Origin of the sequence: Pseudomonas sp. P4795, assembly GCF_048822895.1 — a bacterium.
Taxonomy (GTDB): Bacteria; Pseudomonadota; Gammaproteobacteria; order Pseudomonadales; family Pseudomonadaceae; genus Aquipseudomonas.
Genome location: NZ_JBMFBT010000007.1, coordinates 281,894 through 299,723 on the forward strand (window position 1 = coordinate 281,894; position 17,830 = coordinate 299,723).

A 17,830-nucleotide genomic window follows, 5' to 3' on the forward strand; every position below is an offset into this window, starting at 1 on the left:
GCACGGTCGGAACGCATCCCCTGTGGCGAGGGGATTTATCCCCGTTCGGCTGCGCAGCAGTCGTCGTCCAGTAAACGCGGTCTGCCTGAAAAAACGGGGTAGCCGGTTTTGGGGTCGCTTCGCAACCCAGCGGGGACAAGTCCCCTCGCCACAGGTGTTCGGCTCAAAGTCTCTGACTAGAGCCTCAAAACCTACCTCATTCGCTTATTTCAGCGCCGCCCGCAAGGGTCGGCGCTTTGTGCTTTGTCTAGCCCTGGAGACCCTCTGATGTCTGTTCGTCACTGGCACGCCGTCCTGCTGACCCTTGTCGTTCTATGCGGCCTCGGCGGCTGTAGCGGCAATTACAAATTCAACGACAACGATTATCGCCCGTTGGGTGATCCGCAGGCGGTCAATCGCGGCAAGTGACCGCAAGGAGCATCAAACATGGAATTGGTTTTCGAAATGCTGAACACCAAGCAGTTCGTGCCCACCGAGTTGTGCCAGAAGACCTTCAAACAGGCCGGCGGCGTAATCGGGCGGGGCGAGGACTGCGACTGGATCATCCCGGATCGCAAACGGCATCTGTCCAACCACCACGCGATTGTCAGCTATCGCGAAGGGACGTTCTTCCTGACCGATGCCAGCAGCAACGGCATTCAGGACGGCGGCAGTGGCGCGCGCCTGCACAAGGGCGAACCGGTGCGGATCGAGCACGGCAGCACTTACGTGCTTGGCGACTTCGAGATTCGTGCGCGGCTGGTGCGCGACCCGGCGACCTTCGACGGTGAAGCCGGGCGCCCACGTGCCGCCGGCAGCATCATTCCGGACGACGCGTTTCTGGATCTCGATCCGTTGAATGCCATGGATCAGCAGGAGCGCGTGTACTCGGAAATCGACGAACTGCTGGCGCCGACGGCCAAGCCCGAAGATTCCCGTCAGCGCGCCGACTACGCGCGCATCGACATGGAAAGCCTGATGGTGCCGGAGCTGATCGACGCGCCCGCCGAACCTGCGCCCGCGCCGGCACCCAAAGCCGTCGAACGCCAGAGCGAAGGTTTCTGGGAGCACTTCGGCGCAGCGCTGGGTGTGAATCTGAAGAACCTCAGCCACGACGAACGCGAAGCCATGGCGCTGAACGCTGCACGTCTGCTGCGCCAAAGCATCGGCGGTTTGCAGCAGAGCCTTCGTACCCGTTCCGAGCTGAAAAACGAGCTGCGTCTGGCGCAGACCACCGTGCAAGGCACCAACAAGAATCCGCTGAAATTCGCCGTCGATCCGAGCGAAGCGCTGGACATTCTGTTGCAGCCAAGCAAGCCGGGTCACTTGCCGGCCGAGCAAGCGATATCCCGTGCGTTCCGCGACTTGCAGGCGCATCAGGTAGCCCTGCTGACCGCCAGCCGCGCGGCAGTTCGCGGCACGCTGGAGCATTTCTCGCCACAACAACTGACCCTGCGTTTCGAGCGCGACAACAAGCCTTTGCTCGCGACGTCCGGCAGCCGCTGGAGAGCGTACGGCCGCTATCACCAGGCGCTGCGTCAGGACGATGACTGGAGCGAGCGCCTGTTGGCGCGCGACTTCGCTCAGGCCTACGAAGAACAGATCCGCCTGATCTCCACCCTCCACACCGACCACCAAGGATGATGCGCATGTCTCGCCGCTCGACCGCTTTTATCAAGACGCTGACTGCGCTCACCGTGCTGGTGCTGCTCGCCGGCTGCTCGTCGCTGTCGCCGTACTCGAAAGTGACCAAGCTCAATCTGAAGCTGACCGGTAGCGATCAGCTCAACCCGGATCTCAACGGCCGCCCTTCGCCAATCGTCGTGCGCCTGTTCGAACTCAAGCACCCGGTGACTTTCGAGAATGCTGATTTCTTCAGCCTCTACGAGCGCGCCAAGGAATCCTTGAACCCGGATCTGGTGGCCAGCGAAGAAATCGAACTGCGCCCGGGTGAGACCGTAGAAATGAAGCTCAGCGTGGAAGAGGGCAGCCGCTACGTGGGCATCCTCGCCGCCTACCGCGACCTGCCGGAAACCAAATGGCGCTACACGATCCAGATCACGCCGCTGGAAGCCACCGATGCTGATGTGACTCTGGATCAGGCCGGCATTCGCAACACCCATGAAGTGCTCGCCAAGGCGGATGACTGATCATGAATACCCATAAAGTCATTTGGCAGGAAGGCATGCTGCTGCGTCCGCAGCACTTCCAGCACAACGATCGCTATTACGATCATCAGATGAAAACCCGCACCAAGTTGCTCGGTGGCTACACCTGGGGTTTCCTCAATCTGGAGATCGACCTGCAGTTCCTCAACATGGGCAAACTGGTGATCAGTGGCGCCTCGGGGATTCTGCCGGACGGCAGCCTGTTCGAGCTCGGTGGCAACACCGAACCGCTGGCGCTCGACGTGCCGCCGAACACCGGCAACACGCCGATCTACCTAGCGCTGCCATTGGTCACCGGCAACCACATCGAGTCGCGTCGTCCGGAGCAGTCCGACGTGCTCGCGCGTTACACCGCGTACGACGCCGAAGTGGCTGACTCCAACGCTGGCGACGATTCCGCCAGCCAGGTCAGTTGCGGCCGTCCGGACTTCAAACTGTTGCTCGGCGAGCAGCAGAGTGATCAGGCCTACGTGAAGCTGAAGATCTGCGACGTGCTCGACACCACGCCCGACGGCGTGATCAGCCTCGACCCGGATTTCGTGCCGACCTATATTCAGGCCCACGCCTCCAGCTATCTGCTGTCGTGCCTGAAAGAAGTGATCAGCATGCTCGGTCACCGTGGCGACACGATTGCCGAGCGCATTCGTTCGAACGGCAAGGTCGGCGGCGCGGAAGTCGGCGATTTCATGATGCTGCAACTGATCAACCGCACCGAACTGCTGCTGCGCCACTACCTCGGTCTGGAGCAAGTGCATCCGGAAGAGTTGTACCGCACGCTGCTGACCATGCTCGGCGATCTGGCGACCTTCTCCAGCGACAGCAAACGCCCGCGTCTGGACAGCCGCTATTCCCACGCCGATCAGGGCGCAAGCTTCCGCAAACTGATGGAGTCGATCCGTCAGGTGCTGTCGATGGTGCTCGAACAGCACGCCATCGAACTGGTCCTGCAAGCGCGTCAGTACGGCATCATCGTCTCGCCGTTGCACGACCACAAACTGCTTGGCTCGGCTTCGTTCGTGCTGGCAGCCAGTGCCAACTGCGACTCCGAAGAACTGCGCCACCGCTTGCCGGCGCACCTCAAGGTCGGCCCGGTGGAGCGCATCCGCCAACTGGTCAACCTGCACTTGCCGGGGATCAAGGTCAAACCGTTGCCGGTGGCCCCGCGGCAGATCGCGTTCCACTCGAACAAAACCTATTTCATCCTCGAACTCAGTTCCGAAGACCTGGCACAACTCGAGCGCTCCGGCGGCTTCGCGTTCCACGTGTCGGGCGAATTTGCCGAGCTTGAACTGAAATTCTGGGCCATCAGGAACTGACCGACATGATCAAGGACATGGAACACAACCAGGACGACAAAACCGTCCTGCTCGACCGTCAGGGCCACGGCCCGGCGTCGAGTCCGCTGACCGACTTCGCCGCGCCGCCGCGTTTCGAGCAACTGGAAGAACGCATGATCTACGCCGCGCGCCTGCGCCCGGCCGAAGCGTTCAACATCAGCCTCAATTCGCTGGTGGCCGCGTCTTCCGAACTGCTCTCGGAAGTGGTACGGCTCAAGCACAGCGAAACCCGCGAAGACTTATACGCGCTCAACGAGCGTCTGACCGCCGGCCTCAAGCTGTTTGAAGTGCGCGCGCTGCACAACGGCGCCGAAAGCAGCCAGGTGATGGCCGCGCGTTATGTGCTGTGCACCGTGGTCGACGAAGCTGTCGTGACCACGCCGTGGGGCAACGAAAGCGAGTGGTCGCAGATGAGCCTGCTCAGCAGCTTCCACAACGAAACCTTCGGTGGCGAGAAGTTCTTCCAGCTGCTGGATCGCCTGTCGAAAAACCCGGTCAAGCACCTGCCGATGCTTGAGCTGATGTACCTGTGCCTGTCCCTCGGTTTCGAGGGCAAGTACCGGGTGCAGGCACGCGGCATGCTCGAACTCGAAGGCATCCGTGATGCTCTCTACCGGCAGATCCGTCAGTTGCGTGGCGACGTGCCGCGCGAGTTGTCGCCACACTGGGAAGGCCTGAACGATCAGCGCCGCAGTCTGGTGCGCATCGTGCCGGCGTGGATGGTGGTGCTGTTCACCTTCGTCTGCCTGGTGGTGATGTATTCGGGCTTCGCCTGGGTTTTGGGCGAGCAGCGCGAAACCGTTCTGCAACCATATCAGCCGCTTGATCCAGCCGCGGTTCAGCCGCAGTCGCAGCCGTAAACAGGGACGTGTGATGAAAAAGTTTTTCAAGAAAGTCGGCGCCTTCCTGCGCCAGACCTGGGTCTGGACCTTGCTGCTGGTGCTGTTCGTGGCGCTGCTGGTGTGGTTCGTCGGCCCGCTGTTGGCGGTGAATGACTACAAGTTCTGGGAAGGTGCGACCTCGCGTCTGTTGACCATCAGCGTGCTGTTCCTGATCTGGGGCCTGACCATGGTTTTCGTCAGCTGGCGCGCCGGTGTGCGCAAGAAAGCCGTCGAAGCAACCGAAGATGGCCAGGACCGCATTCGTCGCGAAGAAATGATCGACGAAGAGCAGAAAGAGTTGAAGGCGCGTTTCAAGGACGCCCTGAAAACCCTCAAGACCTCGAGCCTGTATCGCGGGCGCAGCGAGCGCTGGCGCAGTGACTTGCCGTGGTACTTGCTGATCGGTCCGCAAACCAGCGGCAAAACCAGTCTGCTGGACTTCTCCGGTCTGGAATTCCCGATCAACAAGATCGACCGCAAGCTGACCCGCGACACCCTCGGCACCCGTCATTGCGACTGGTACTTCGCCGATCACGGTGTGCTGATCGACACCGCCGGGCGTTACCTGACCCAACCGGATGCCGAAGTTGACGGCAGTGCCTGGAGCACCTTGCTCGAACTGCTGCGCAAGCGTCGTCGCGGCCGTCCGTTGAACGGCGTGCTGGTGACCATTCCGGTGGAAGCCCTGCTGGGTGGCAGTGAGCAAGACATCGACACCCTGGCGCGCCAGGTGCGTGCACGTCTGCAAGACGTGCATCAGAAACTGCACGTCGATGTGCCGGTGTATCTGGTGCTGAGCAAGGCTGACAAGCTGCTGGGCTTCGACGAGTTCTTCGATCAACTGACCCGCGAAGAAAGCGATCAGGTGCTGGGTTCCAGTTTCCGCAAGGATCAGGTCGGCACCGACGTGGCTGTGCTGCGCGGCGAGTTCGAAGAGCTGCTGCGTCGCCTCAACAGCCAAGTGATCATGCGCATGCACTCCGAGCGCGATACTCAGCGCCGGGGCCGCATCCTCGATTTCCCGCATCAGTTGGGGCAAATCGGCGAGCGCCTGTGCCTGTTCGTCGACATGGCGTTCACCGGCAACCGCTACCAGCGGGCCACGCAACTGCGCGGTTTCTACCTGACCAGCGCACCGCACCTGACGCAGGAAATGGACGCGACCACCGCCGGCATCGGCGCCAATCTGGGCATGAACGCCGGCGTGCTGCCGACGTTGCGCAGCGGTCGTTCGCGCTTCATCCATCATTTGCTCAGCCGGGTGATTTTCCCGGAAGCCGATCTGGCCGGTCTGGACAAGCGCGAGCGCAGCCGCATTCATTGGGGCCAGCGTGCGCTGTACGTCGGCGCACTGGCGGCGCTGGCACTGTTCGGCATGCTCTGGGCTGGTGGTTTCTCGGCCAACTACGAGCGTCTGGAAAACCTGCGCAACCTCGCACAGAACTGGAATCAGCAGCGTTCGGCACTCACCCCGCGCGATGACGCGATGGGCGTGCTGAAAACCCTCGATACCAGCTACGCCGCGACTCAGGTATTCCCGAAAAAGGGCGACGTTTCGTACCACGAACGTGGCGGTCTGTATCAGGGTGAAGACGTCAATCCAGTGGTCAAAGTGGCTTACGAGCACGAGCTCGAACAGCAACTGCTGCCACGGGTTGCCACTCAGCTCGAAGGGCAGATCCGCGCCAACATGAAGGATCGTGACCGGCTGATCAACAGCCTGCGCGCGTACCTGATGCTGAACATGAAGGATCGTCGCGACGCCGCCTGGCTCAAGGACTGGATCGCCACAGACTGGTCGCAGCGCTACACCGGCAACACCGCGGTGCAGAACGGTTTGAACACGCATCTCGAGCGTTTGCTGCAGCAGCCGTTTATCTACCCGCTCAACGATCAACTAGTGGCTCAGGCACGTCAGGTTCTGCGTGCCGAATCGCTGGCGACCGTGGTTTACCGCATGCTCCGCGAGCAGGCGCGCAACCTGCCGGAATACCGTTTCAGCCAACACCTCGGCCCGCAGGGCTCGCTGTTTGTCGGCACTGATTACGTGATTCCGGGCTTCTACACCCAGCAGGGTTATCAGCAGTATTTCTCGGTACAGGGCTCGGCGTTGGTTACCGACATCCTGCGAGACAACTGGGTGCTCGGTGAAGGCGCGGGCATCAGCGACATGGACTTGCGTCGCCTGATGGTCGAACTGGAGCAGCTGTACTTCCGCGATTACGCCAACTTCTGGAGCGAGGCCGTTGGCCAGGTGGCGTTGCCGCCGATCAACGATGCGGGTGAGGGCGCCGAGCAACTGGCGGGCCTGACTTCGGCCAACTCGCCGGTACTCGCGCTGCTGACTGAAGTGCGTGAAAACACCCGCTTCGAGGCGACTGCAGATCCGGTTGATGAAGCCGGTGATGCCGCTGATGCACTGGCGGGGCAGAAGGGCAAACTGGGTAAAGTGGGCAAACTGGCGTCGGCCGTCGCGGACAAGGCTTCGGCCCTGAACGTGGCGAAAAACCTGCCGGACACCGCCAAGAAATCCCTGCAACGTCGCTTCGAACCGCTGCATCGTCTGCTCGATGAGAACAACGGCCCGGCGGCTGACCTGACGCCGGCGCTGAGTGCGCTCAACGACCTGCAACTGCAACTGGCCAGCCTCGCGCGGTCCAGCTCGCCGGAGCAAGCTGCGTTCGAACTGGCCAAGACCCGCATGAGCGGCCAGCGTGATGCGCTGACCAACCTGCGTAATGCGTCCGGTCGTCTGCCGCGTCCGCTGAGCGTGTGGTTCAACGTGCTGGCCGAAGACTCCTGGCGTCTGGTGCTCAACGATGCTTACCAATACCTGAATGGCCGTTATCAGAACGAGCTGTACAGCGTGTATGGCAAAACCATCAGCAAGCGTTATCCGTTCAGCGCGTCGAGCACCAGCGATGTGGCGATCAGCGATTTCCGCGAGTTCTTCAAGGCTCAAGGCATCGTCGACCGCTTCTTCGACAGCTACATGCGTCCGTTCGTCAGCGGTGATCCGGGCAACTACCGGATGCGCAGCGTCGACGGTCACAGCCTGCCGGTGTCCAAGCTGTACCTCGATCAAATGGCCGCGGCGCAGACCATTCGTCAGAGCTTCTTCTCGATCAACCCGGCCGAGCCGACCGTGCAGTTCAAACTGGAGCCGTACACCCTCGATCCGGCGGTCAGCCGTTCCGAGTTCAAGTTCGGCGACAAGACCATGGAATACCGCCACGGTCCGATTCTGCCGATGACCTTCAAATGGCCGACCGATGCTGAAGACGGTCGCACCAGCCTGGTCATGGACAAAATGGCCGGGCGCCCGATCGGCATCGAGAAGAACTCCGGCCCGTGGTCGCTGTTCCGTCTGTTCGACCTGATGCAGACCGAGTACCTGACCGGGCGCGACGTGCTGGTGCTGAAAGCCGATGTAGGTGGCCTGCGCGCCAACTACCTGCTGACCAGCCAACGCTCGCCGAACCCGTTCGACCTCGGCGTGCTGCGCACCTTCCGTATGCCGGTGCAGCTCTGATGCTGGTGGCCAGCCCTTGGCGCAGCGCGGCGCGCACCGACCCGGGCAAGGTGCGGGCGCGCAACGAAGATGCCTTCCTCGACACCCCGCAGCATGGGCTGTGGGTGGTCGCGGACGGCATGGGCGGTCATCAGGGTGGCGACATCGCCAGCCAGTTGATCGTCGCCAGCCTGGCCGAATTGCCGCAACACGAGGATTTCGACGAACGCCTCAAAGCCATCCGCCAGTGCCTGCACTGGCTGAACCGGCGGTTGGGGCAGGAGTTGACGGTCACTGCCGGGCGTCACGACAGCATCATGGGCAGCACCGTCGTGGCGCTGCTGGTGGACGGCAATCGCGCGGCCTGCATCTGGGCCGGCGACAGCCGTTGCTATATGTGGCGCGGTCAGCGTTTGTATCAACTGTCGAAGGATCATTCGCTGCAACAGCAACTGATCGACGAGCAACAGATGAGCGTCGAACAGGCCGCGGCGCACCCGGCGGCCCAGGCATTGACCCGGGCGGTCGGCGCGGCGGAACAGCTGACCCTGGATGTGCTGGAACTCGAGGTGTATCCGGGCGATGTGTTCTTGCTGTGCAGCGATGGTTTGTACCAAGGCCTGAGCAGCGACGCCCTCGGCAACGCCCTCAGCCTGACTGCGCCGCATGTGGCGCTGGAACGTCTGTTCGACGGCGCCCTGCGTGGCGCCGCGCGCGACAACCTGACTGCCGTGGTGATTCGCCAATGACTGAAATCGAATCCTCAGTCGATGACTTGCTGATGAGCGAAGAGCAGGCCAACAACCTGACCTACTTCGCCTTCGCGCCTATCAACAAAAAGCAGCACAACGCCGAACCCGCGCTGGCGCCCACTCGGGCCAGCGTCGGCGAACTGCCGGATGTTCTGGCAGGCCGCTACCACCTCGAGCGTCTGCTCGGGGCCGGTGGCATGGGTGCCGTTTACCGGGCGCGGGATCTGCTGCACGAACAGTTCGGCGATCCCGATCCTTACATTGCGCTGAAAATTCTCAGCGAAGAATTTGCCGAGTCGCCGGACGCCAGTGCCTTGCTCTACAGCGAGTTCGCCCTGACCCGACGCCTGCGCCACGACAACGTGCTGCGACCGCACACGTTCGAAGTGGACACCGATTGCCAGCGGGCATTCATCACCATGGAACTCATGCGTGGCCTGACCTTGGACAAATTGCTCTGCGAGCGGCCCCTCGGCCTGCCGTGGAAAGAACTGCGCGACATCGTGCTGCCGCTGCTCGACGCGCTGGCCTACGCCCACCGTCGCGGCGTGCTGCACGGCGACATGAAACCGAGCAACGTCATGCTCAGCGAAGACGGCGTGCGCTTGTTCGACTTCGGTCTCGGGCAAGCCGAGGAGGGCATCCTGCCCGGCCTGCCGCACCTGAGTCGCGAGCGCTTCAACGCCTGGACACCGGGCTACGCCGCCCCCGAACTGCTTGAGGGCCAACCGTTGTCGGCCAGCGCAGACGTGTACGGCGTGGCCTGCGTGATCTTTGAGCTGGCGGGCGGCAAACACCCGTTCCGCCGCTTGCCCTCGACCCAGGCCCGCGACGAGCATCTGGAGCGCGAGCTGCAAGCACCGCAGAATCTACCGAAACATTGTTGGCCAGCACTGCGTACCGCGCTGGCTTTTGATCCGGCAGAACGCACCATCACTGCCGACCAATTGCGTGACGCCATGGGCGCCACTTCGTCCTGGCTGCAACGTCTGCGACTGCGGGCATAACGGATGACATTCGAACAGGGAGCACTTTATGTTCAACCCCGCTAACGAAACGCACTTCAGCCTGACGGTCGAAGACTACGTGGGCGACCTGCAAGTCCTGTCGTTCACCGGCACCGAAGGCATCAGCCAGCCGTATCGTTTCGATCTGGAACTGGTCAGCGAAAACCCCGATCTGGACCTGGAAAAACTCCTGCACAAGCAGGCGTTCCTTGCCCTCGATCCACAAGGATCGGGCATCCATGGCCAGATCTATCGCGTCGCTCAAGGTGATGCCGGCAAGCGCCTGACCCGCTACAAAGTCTCGCTGGTGCCGCAACTGCAATACCTGCATCACCGCACCAACCAGCGCATCTATCAGCAGATGTCGGCGCCGAAAATCATCGCGCTGATCCTCGACGAACACGGGATCAAGGGCAATGCCTACAGCTTCCAGTTGAGTCAGCCGTGCCCGGATCGCGACTACTGCGTGCAGTACGACGAAACCGACCTGCATTTCGTCCAGCGCCTGTGCGAAGAAGAAGGCATTCACTACCACTTCCAGCACAGCGACAAAGGTCATCTGCTGGTGTTCGGCGACGACCAGACCGTGTTCCAGAAACTCGGCCAGCCGACTGCGTATGTGCAAGGCAGCGGCATGGTTGCCGACGAACCGGTGATCAAGAGCTTCAAACTGCGCCTGGAAACGCGCACCGGCCGTATCACCCGCCGCGACTACGACTTCGAAAAACCGCGCCTGCAAATGGAAGCGGCCTACAAACCAGAAACCGCGCCCGACAGCGAAAGCACCGAACCGGATCTGGAAGACTACGACTACCCCGGTCGCTTCATCGACCGCGCGCGTGGCAAGTTCCTCAGCCAGCGCGCCCTCGAACGCCATCGCGCTGACTACCGCCAGGCCGAAGGTCGCGGCGACCAGACCAGACTGGTCAGCGGCCACTTCATGGAACTGTCCGACCACCCGCGCAGCGAGTGGAACGACCTGTGGCTGCTCACCGAAATCTTCCACGAAGGCAAACAACCGCAAGTCCTCGAAGAATCGGTGACCAGCGACACCACCGACAACAAAGACGACTTCCACCAGGGCTACCGCAACACCTTCCTCGCCACCCCATGGGACGTGTTCTACCGCCCGGCGCTGGAACACACCAAACCGCGCGTGCTCGGCAGCCAGACTGCCCACGTCACCGGCCCCAAAGGCGAAGAAATCCACTGCGACCAATACGGCCGCATCAAAGTCCAGTTCCACTGGGACCGCGAAGGCCTGGCCGACGACAAAACCAGCTGCTGGCTGCGCGTCTCCAGCTCCTGGGCCGGCGACCGGTACGGCGCCATCAGCATCCCGCGCGTCGGCATGGAAGTCCTCGTCACCTTCCTCGAAGGCGACCCCGACCAACCCCTGGTCACCGGCTGCCTGTACCACAAAGAAAACCCGGTGCCCTACGCCCTGCCAGCGAACAAAACCCGCAGCGTCTTCAAAACCCTCAGCTCACCGGGTGGCGGCGGCTACAACGAACTGCGCATCGAAGACAAAAAAGGCGCGGAGCAGATCTACATCCATGCCCAGCGCGACTGGGACGAAAACATCGAACACGACCAGAAAATCCGCGTCGGCAACGAACGCCACGACACGGTGATCAAGAACACCTACACCGAGCTCAAGGCTGAAGAACACCGCACCACGATTGCCGACCGCAAGATCGAAGCACGCTCGGATGATCATCTAACGGTTGGGCAGAACCAGCATGTGAAGCTGGGGACTGCGCATCTGACTAGCGTGGGGAAAGAGATCCACCTCAAGGCTGGGGACAAGATCGTTATTGAGGCTGGGACTGAGCTGACCATTCTTGGGGGGGGGAGCTTTATCAAGCTCGATGGCGGCGGTGTGACTGTTGTTGGGCCGGTGGTGAAGATTAATGCGGGTGGGTCGGCTGGGTCGGGGACTGGCATTGGGATTAAACCGCCAGTGCTGCCGGGGGCGGCGGATAAGGATAAGGCGGGGAGTTTGATGGATCAGGCGTTGGGGAATGCGCCTGAGGAACAGGTCAAACGCAAGCCAAAGCGCATGCTCAATTTTTCCGGGTAAGACATCGACGGCACTCCAAGCCACCAGGGATCAGAATTCAGGTAATTGGTAATGACAGAGACAACCAGCAAGAAAGTAGAAAAATGGTCGTATCCATTAAAAGCAGGGGCGGCCGGGGCGACAGATCCGCAGCAGTTCTACAAAGCTCTAGCCAAGGCCAAAGATGGTTTCTACCCGTTGGGTGCCAATGGTCTTTGGCACGGTGGTGTTCATTTCGACGAAGCTTCGGGTTTGGTGCCGGATTTGGCGGAAGTCAAGTGCATCGCGGATGGTGAAGTCGTCGCTTACCGTATTGATAGTACTTACCCGAAATCGGCCTACGGTACGGCAGAGTCCGAGTTCTCGACTGGTTTTGTTCTGATCAAGCATCGTCTGGAAGTGCCGGTACCTCCTGCGCCTCCAGCCACTGCCGGAGCCCAACCAGTAGCAGCAGCTCCTGGCCCCAGTCTGACTTTTTTCAGCCTTTACATGCACCTATTGCAGTGGAAAAACTACGAAGAAGCCCCAGCACTGTCGCGCCCAGCGTTTTGGAGTGGCGGCACGTTGCAGGTCAAAGCAACCGCCGACGACGAAATTCTTGGTTTGCGCGTGCGTCTGGAGCGGCGCGGAAAACCAGGCTACGGTACTGTGTTAACAGTTTTGGCTCGCGGTACGGTTGTTCAGACAGGTGAGGAAGAGAATGGTTGGCTGAAGGTCGTGAGCGTTACACCGCCTAGTACCGATCTACCGTCAGGTACCGGCTGGGTCTATAAAACAGAAATGACGGCGGGTTCGACACCTAATACTTACGTCATTGGTACCGCTGCAAAAGACCCGATGGATCCTCCTCAGAAAGGTCTTGTTGTTCGCGCCTCTGCAAGCCGATCAGGCGCTGCAAAAGCAATTTTGCCCCACGGTACTCAAGTTAAAATCGGGAACGACGGGACACGCGGCAAATATCAAAAGTTGCTGGAGATCGTTAGTGGGAATGCTGTCCCGCCCTTGGCAGCGGCCGAGGTGCTTGGGTATGTCTGGGAGGGGCAACTTGAAGCGAAAAGTGAGCCAGCTGAAAAGGACGCAGTACATGTTCTGACAACTCCAATCCCGATTTCGGCGGGAAGTCTGATCGGTCACGTAGGGAAGTATCAAAACCATTCGGACTCGGCCCCAAAAAATCTGCTTCACGTTGAGGTATTTAGCTGCGAAGACGTTGAGGCATTCACTGTCGTTAACAAGGACAAAGCCACAGGATTGCCAGCAGTCGAAAAGACGCTTGTAAAAATTCCCAAAGGCAGCGTGTTGGTCACGCACACGCAAGGAATGAGCGCAACAAACCCTCCAAGAGTGACAGATCCCCACAAAACTGTTGGTCATGATTTCTTTGTTCCTGTCGGGGTGTTGGAGGCACTACCGGCGGAGAAAAAGATAAAGGCGCCTGTTGTTATGGCGGGATCTACCACCTATACGCTTTGGTGGCGTTTGGACGGATTGCTAGGCGATGCTGAAGGGAATGAAATTAGCGGTTGGTTTGCAGAGCCAGATACTGCTCTGTCACGCCATTCTCCCTTTGAATGGGAGGGTTTCAGCTTCATAGAGGAGACAGGAAGTAACGTGGACCATCTGTCAGCTTTTCTTCATGCCCAAGAAAGCCTCAGCGAAGAGGAGCAAGCCACTTATTCGCCAAATATCGATAATGCTGAAGAAGGATCGGCGAGACAGCGCTTATACAAAGTTCTCGACAGAAATGGAGATAAAAAAATTACGCCCGATGAGATAAAAGAGGCATTGAAGAAACCTTGGTTTTCTCAGCCTATTTCTCAGATGGTTACTCAGTATGAGAGCGAATGGCTTTATGAGAGCGAAAAGTGGGATGCATTAGATGAAGTAATGGGGCATACAGATTCTGAGCCTAATAAAGCTTGGCAAGAGGAAAAAAATCGAATTAAGCGCCTGGGGTGGTGGGATAAACTGACGGGTAAGCACGGTATCGATGGTGCGAAGGTCTGGCACATTCATCCTGTAGGTTTTATTGGTAGCTTTTTAGGGAAGGCAGAAAGAGAGTTAATAACTCGGGCAATGTTGAAAACGGCAAGGCCCAGCATTACTGATGAGTATTGTGAGTCGATACTGCCGTTCCTGAATAAATATGCAAGGCTCTACAAAATTGATACGCCATTAAGAATTGCTCATTTATTGGCGCAAGTAGGACATGAAAGCGGGTTTAAGATTGGGCAAGAGAATCTTGATTATACCGCGCGCCGCATGAGGGAGATGTTTGGCTGTCGGAATAATCAAGACGGTTATAATTCGGCGCAAGATGAATGTATTGTGTTGCCAAGGCTGCGTCCAAAGTTGTGGAGTGAGCCAGGCACGTATGCACATAATCCGGTAAATTTGGGTAGCTACGTGTATTGTGACAGAGCTGGAAATGGAAGCGAGGCGAGCCAGGAAGGGTATAAGTATCGCGGGAGAGGTATTATACAACTAACCGGCAAATCAAATTATCGCGAATATACGCGAGTCCATAATCTAAGAGATCCCGCGGACCCCAAAGACTTTGTGGAAAATCCTGATCTGATCATAAATGAATTAAAATATGGGATTGAGTCAGCGTTTGTTTGGTGGGATATGAACAGTATTAATGATGTGATTGCGACCTCTTATGCCTCTCGAACTGAGGCGAATATTCCGCTTCATGTTGCCGATATTTCTAAAAAAGTGAATGGCGGGACTAATGGTCTGGCCGAAAGAGTGACGTTGTTTAATAATTTGCGCGGAATGGTTGAAGCGGAGTTGCATTGATGAGAAGTATTGTTCTGGTTCTGTTGTTTGGCTATTGTGCTTGGTCATGGGCGGAAGGGCGAATTAGTATTTTGGACCCGCTATTCAATGGTGCTGTTAAAGCAGAGTTTCTATCCTCTGAAGGCGGTCGAGGTCAAGTATTAAAAGGTAGCTTGATCACCGAAGGCGGAAAGCGTTATACGATTCCCGATACTTGTGAACCTGAGGGAGGGGATGCTGAGCTAAATGATGCCTTTACTGTAAAAGCTGGGAAAGTTTATTTTCTGTTCACATGCGTGTGGCCTGTTCAACATTCAGGCATCGGATTGAATGGTAAGCAGTATGAAACCTTTGCTTACTCCGGAAGTGATCTGGCTACGATAAAAAACATAAAATCACTATCCCAAAGCCTTTCTGCATATGAAGGTAGTTTGGAGGGCGGAGGCTACAGCTACGCTTGGTACACGCAGCGTAAACTCGCTGCTGAGAAGATAACTGAAATAGAGTCAGGTAAAACAACAGATTCTATAATGTTGGCACATGACGTCATTTTAGCTCGTTTGAAAGATATGGACTACGATGCGATTAAATCCTATCTTAGTGCTGATCGTGTAGGGCGGTTGAAAATGGATTATCCTCTCAGCAATTCTACTGTAGTAGCATATAATGATTTTGGTTATGCGCTTGCGCAGTCAGGGGAGTACGAAAAATCATATCAACTCTTGACGGAAGTTGAGAAGAGCTTTCCTGATAGAGTGGTACTTAAGCTCAACATCGCGGATGTACTTTGGGAGACTGATAGGAAACGGTCTGTGGCTTATTATAAAGAGTATGTCGACTTGATGCAGCGCTCTGGGAAAGCAAAGCTTATACCTAAGAAGGTGCTTGAGCGAAGTGAGGGAGAGTGAACTATATTCTCGCGAAAGGGGACCGCGAAAGGGGGCGGATTTAATTATTTGGCTCGACGTTATTGACGTCTGACGGAGATTTTAAATAAATCTGTCCGCTCGTTTATAACAACACTGCAATTGCTAATTGAGAAGTCGTCTGTAGTTAACGAGTTTCGATAAATATGAAAAAATCATGTTTTGGTTTTTTGGCGTTATTTCCTTTCGCCGCCCACAGCGCAGTCACCAGCGAATCCATTTGCTTCGAACTCTCTGAATCCAGCCCGGTAAAGTTTGAGTTCCGTACCTTTTACGATGCCTCCAGCAAATGGTCTGGCGGCTTCGTCAAGTACGCCAAGTCCAGCGAGCCAATTTCCATTGTGTTGACGGATACCCAGAGCGAAATGCTCGGCGCCGATGCCCCTTGGCAGAGCGCCACAACGTGGTCTGAAGTCATCAACGGCAAGGTCGCGGGAGCCTACAAGTTCGTGACTCAAGGGACGCAGATCGTCTCGATGACGTACACGAAGAAGTCCAACGGCAAGGTTTACTACTTTGGAAATAACACCAGCATCGATTCCTCTTTGGAGTCCGGATGCAAGTGGGAGTAGGGCGAGCACATGTCATCCGAAACTCTGGCGCTATCACTGCTCGGCCTGTTGTGGATTGTGCCGGTATGGGCCGAAACCACGACGTTTAGTCCAACCAATGGCATCGAAGCAATGCTGGTCCTCGAAGGCTCTACGTTGAACGTCGCGGTTAAAAGCGAAACGCACAGCGAGTCGCGGACAATCGATTTCGAAGCTGAAAACGCACTCCATGTGCAGGTCGATGATTTCAATTTTGACGGTGCCAAGGATTTTGCGATCTGGCAACTTGATGACGGCATGGGCACTTACGACTACTACAGGGTTTTCGTTTACCAACCCAAAACCGGCGTCTTCAAGGAGTTGCAGCCGGATTGCGGCGATGGCTTCGTCAATCTCCGCGTCCTCCGCGTCGACAAAAAACGCAAAGTCTTGCTCAGCACGTACTGGGAAATGAACATACCGAAGCAATGTGTCACCCGGTTCGCCAAACGCAAAGCTTGAATGACTCAAGGAAGAACACAGTGAAACATTTTGTTTTTAGCCTGCTGGCCGTGCTGCTGCCACTCTCACCGGTGTACGCGCAGGATGACTGCAGCCATGTCACCTCAAGCCTGGAAATGGTGCCCTGCTCTGAGGCGGCGAAGAAGGCTGCCGATACGCAGTTGAACCTCAGCTACAAGCAGTTGATGTCGCGGCTTGAGTCTGACTATCGAGCAGATCCGGCGTTGGGTGCGGAGTACGCGGCAAAGGTTAAAGAGTCGCAGCGTGCATGGCTCAAGTTGCGCGATGCGAATTGCCCCTTGGAAGCGTTCGAGATCGAGAGCGGGATGCCGGCGCACGTATTCGCTGTTAATTCGTGCATCGCCAGAATGAGCCGCGAGCGCTCGACGTATCTGGACAAGATCTCTCCCGAACAACTTCAGCAGTCATCCGATAAAAGCGCCGCGTGTCCATCCGAAGACTTCATGACGTTCCTGGCAGCGTTTTCTGCCGATAGCCAATCCCAGCGTCGACTTACGGCGATGACGGTCAAGTCGCTGGTGTTGAAGCCGGCAGCCGAAGCAGGGCGTTTTGAACCGATCGTCACAGGTGTGAAGGGTGCCGAGTTGAGCTATCCGTTGATGGCGCCTATCCCGTCTCGCAAGATTGTCGGAGTCAAGATTCAAGAGGTCGACGATAGTCACTCCATCGTTGTGGACAAGCGTGCGGGTTGGAGCAACATGAAAGTCTTCAACTTTTCCCGGCAGGCTTGCTGGGTGCTTGAAGGTGTTGAAGATTGGTCGATCAGCGCTAAAGATCTGGTCGTCGCGAGCAAGCCCAAGCTGAGCAAGGAGGAGAACTTCTGTTACCAACGCGCTGAGGCGTTCGAAGCATTGGGTGCTCCGGAAGATCAACCGCTCACCGTTGAGCTGTATGAAGCGACGCTGGAAAACCTGTTGTGTGCCGCCCGTTCCGGCGATCCACTAGCCAGTTATAAAGCGGCCATTCTGAGCCTCTCGGGCATGGCGCCACAGGTGCCGACGGATACGCTTGAGTCATTGTTCAAAGCTGCCGCGACCACTTTGCCGCTTGGTGCGATGGGGCTTTCGCAGTTTTACTGCGACGGCAACGAACTGACATCCACTGGTCCCTGCAAACATCCCGCGCTTGCCGAGGAGACGCTGATTCGTGCCGCAAAAATGGGCAGTCCCGTAGCTTTATCCTTTTTGGGTTCAGCCTTCGAGCGCGGTGAAATGAAGACTAAGGACATGGCTCGTGCCCTAGCCTGTTACCAAATGGCAGCTGCGCAGGGCGATGAAGGTGCGATCAGGATGCTGGAGCATCTGAAACAGGGTTCCGCCACCGAACTGAAAGCCAGTTATTGCTTCTGACAAC

14 protein-coding genes are annotated in these 17,830 nt (G+C 57.7%); all 14 read left to right on the top strand.

From position 1 onward, the window contains the following. Nucleotides 1–267 precede the first annotated feature (267 nt). The 14 genes from ACOI8A_RS21475 to ACOI8A_RS21540 all read left to right on the top strand — a co-directional run bounded on the left by ACOI8A_RS21475 (nucleotide 268) and on the right by ACOI8A_RS21540 (nucleotide 17,826). Nucleotides 268–408 (top strand): hypothetical protein, encoded by a 141-nt coding sequence (locus ACOI8A_RS21475; protein ID WP_003229566.1) that lies wholly within the window; start codon nucleotides 268–270, stop codon nucleotides 406–408. Between the two features lie 18 nt (nucleotides 409–426). After that, a complete protein-coding gene (tagH, locus tag ACOI8A_RS21480; protein ID WP_420649290.1) occupies nucleotides 427–1,623 on the top strand; it encodes a type VI secretion system-associated FHA domain protein TagH in 1,197 nt (398 codons plus the stop codon). Between the two features lie 5 nt (nucleotides 1,624–1,628). After that, nucleotides 1,629–2,129 (top strand): type VI secretion system lipoprotein TssJ, encoded by a 501-nt coding sequence (tssJ, locus tag ACOI8A_RS21485; RefSeq protein ID WP_420649289.1) that lies wholly within the window; start codon nucleotides 1,629–1,631, stop codon nucleotides 2,127–2,129. A gap of 2 nt (nucleotides 2,130–2,131) precedes the next feature. After that, nucleotides 2,132–3,463, top strand: a complete 1,332-nt coding sequence (gene tssK / locus ACOI8A_RS21490) for a type VI secretion system baseplate subunit TssK (protein ID WP_420649288.1) — start codon at nucleotides 2,132–2,134, stop codon at nucleotides 3,461–3,463. A 5-nt stretch (nucleotides 3,464–3,468) separates the two neighbouring features. Beyond that, complete coding sequence (gene icmH, locus ACOI8A_RS21495) at nucleotides 3,469–4,344, top strand: type IVB secretion system protein IcmH/DotU (protein WP_103302644.1); 876 nt, start codon at nucleotides 3,469–3,471, stop codon at nucleotides 4,342–4,344. A 13-nt stretch (nucleotides 4,345–4,357) separates the two neighbouring features. Beyond that, nucleotides 4,358–7,897: a type VI secretion system membrane subunit TssM gene (gene tssM, locus ACOI8A_RS21500; RefSeq protein WP_420649287.1), complete on the top strand. Its 3,540-nt coding sequence runs from the start codon at nucleotides 4,358–4,360 to the stop codon at nucleotides 7,895–7,897. Beyond that, a complete protein-coding gene (locus tag ACOI8A_RS21505; RefSeq protein WP_420649286.1) occupies nucleotides 7,897–8,625 on the top strand; it encodes a PP2C family protein-serine/threonine phosphatase in 729 nt (242 codons plus the stop codon). The genes tssM and ACOI8A_RS21505 overlap by 1 nt, the downstream gene beginning before the upstream one ends. Next, nucleotides 8,622–9,635 carry a serine/threonine-protein kinase gene (locus ACOI8A_RS21510; RefSeq protein ID WP_420649285.1) on the top strand — a complete coding sequence of 338 codons (1,014 nt, stop codon included), beginning with the start codon at nucleotides 8,622–8,624 and terminating at the stop codon, nucleotides 9,633–9,635. The genes ACOI8A_RS21505 and ACOI8A_RS21510 overlap by 4 nt, the downstream gene beginning before the upstream one ends. Nucleotides 9,636–9,663: 28 nt before the next feature. Further along, nucleotides 9,664–11,718 (top strand): type VI secretion system tip protein VgrG, encoded by a 2,055-nt coding sequence (locus ACOI8A_RS21515; RefSeq protein WP_420649284.1) that lies wholly within the window; start codon nucleotides 9,664–9,666, stop codon nucleotides 11,716–11,718. A 51-nt stretch (nucleotides 11,719–11,769) separates the two neighbouring features. Beyond that, nucleotides 11,770–14,499 (top strand): hypothetical protein, encoded by a 2,730-nt coding sequence (locus tag ACOI8A_RS21520; RefSeq protein ID WP_420649283.1) that lies wholly within the window; start codon nucleotides 11,770–11,772, stop codon nucleotides 14,497–14,499. Further along, nucleotides 14,499–15,386, top strand: coding sequence for a tetratricopeptide repeat protein (locus ACOI8A_RS21525; RefSeq protein WP_420649282.1), 888 nt, complete (start codon nucleotides 14,499–14,501; stop codon nucleotides 15,384–15,386). The genes ACOI8A_RS21520 and ACOI8A_RS21525 overlap by 1 nt, the downstream gene beginning before the upstream one ends. Nucleotides 15,387–15,550: 164 nt before the next feature. Continuing rightward, nucleotides 15,551–15,976, top strand: a complete 426-nt coding sequence (locus ACOI8A_RS21530) for a hypothetical protein (protein ID WP_420649281.1) — start codon at nucleotides 15,551–15,553, stop codon at nucleotides 15,974–15,976. 9 nt (nucleotides 15,977–15,985) lie between these two features. Next, nucleotides 15,986–16,456 (top strand): XAC2610-related protein, encoded by a 471-nt coding sequence (locus tag ACOI8A_RS21535; protein WP_420649280.1) that lies wholly within the window; start codon nucleotides 15,986–15,988, stop codon nucleotides 16,454–16,456. A 20-nt stretch (nucleotides 16,457–16,476) separates the two neighbouring features. Continuing rightward, nucleotides 16,477–17,826 (top strand): lysozyme inhibitor LprI family protein, encoded by a 1,350-nt coding sequence (locus tag ACOI8A_RS21540; RefSeq protein WP_420649279.1) that lies wholly within the window; start codon nucleotides 16,477–16,479, stop codon nucleotides 17,824–17,826. The last annotated feature ends 4 nt before the right edge of the window (nucleotides 17,827–17,830 follow it).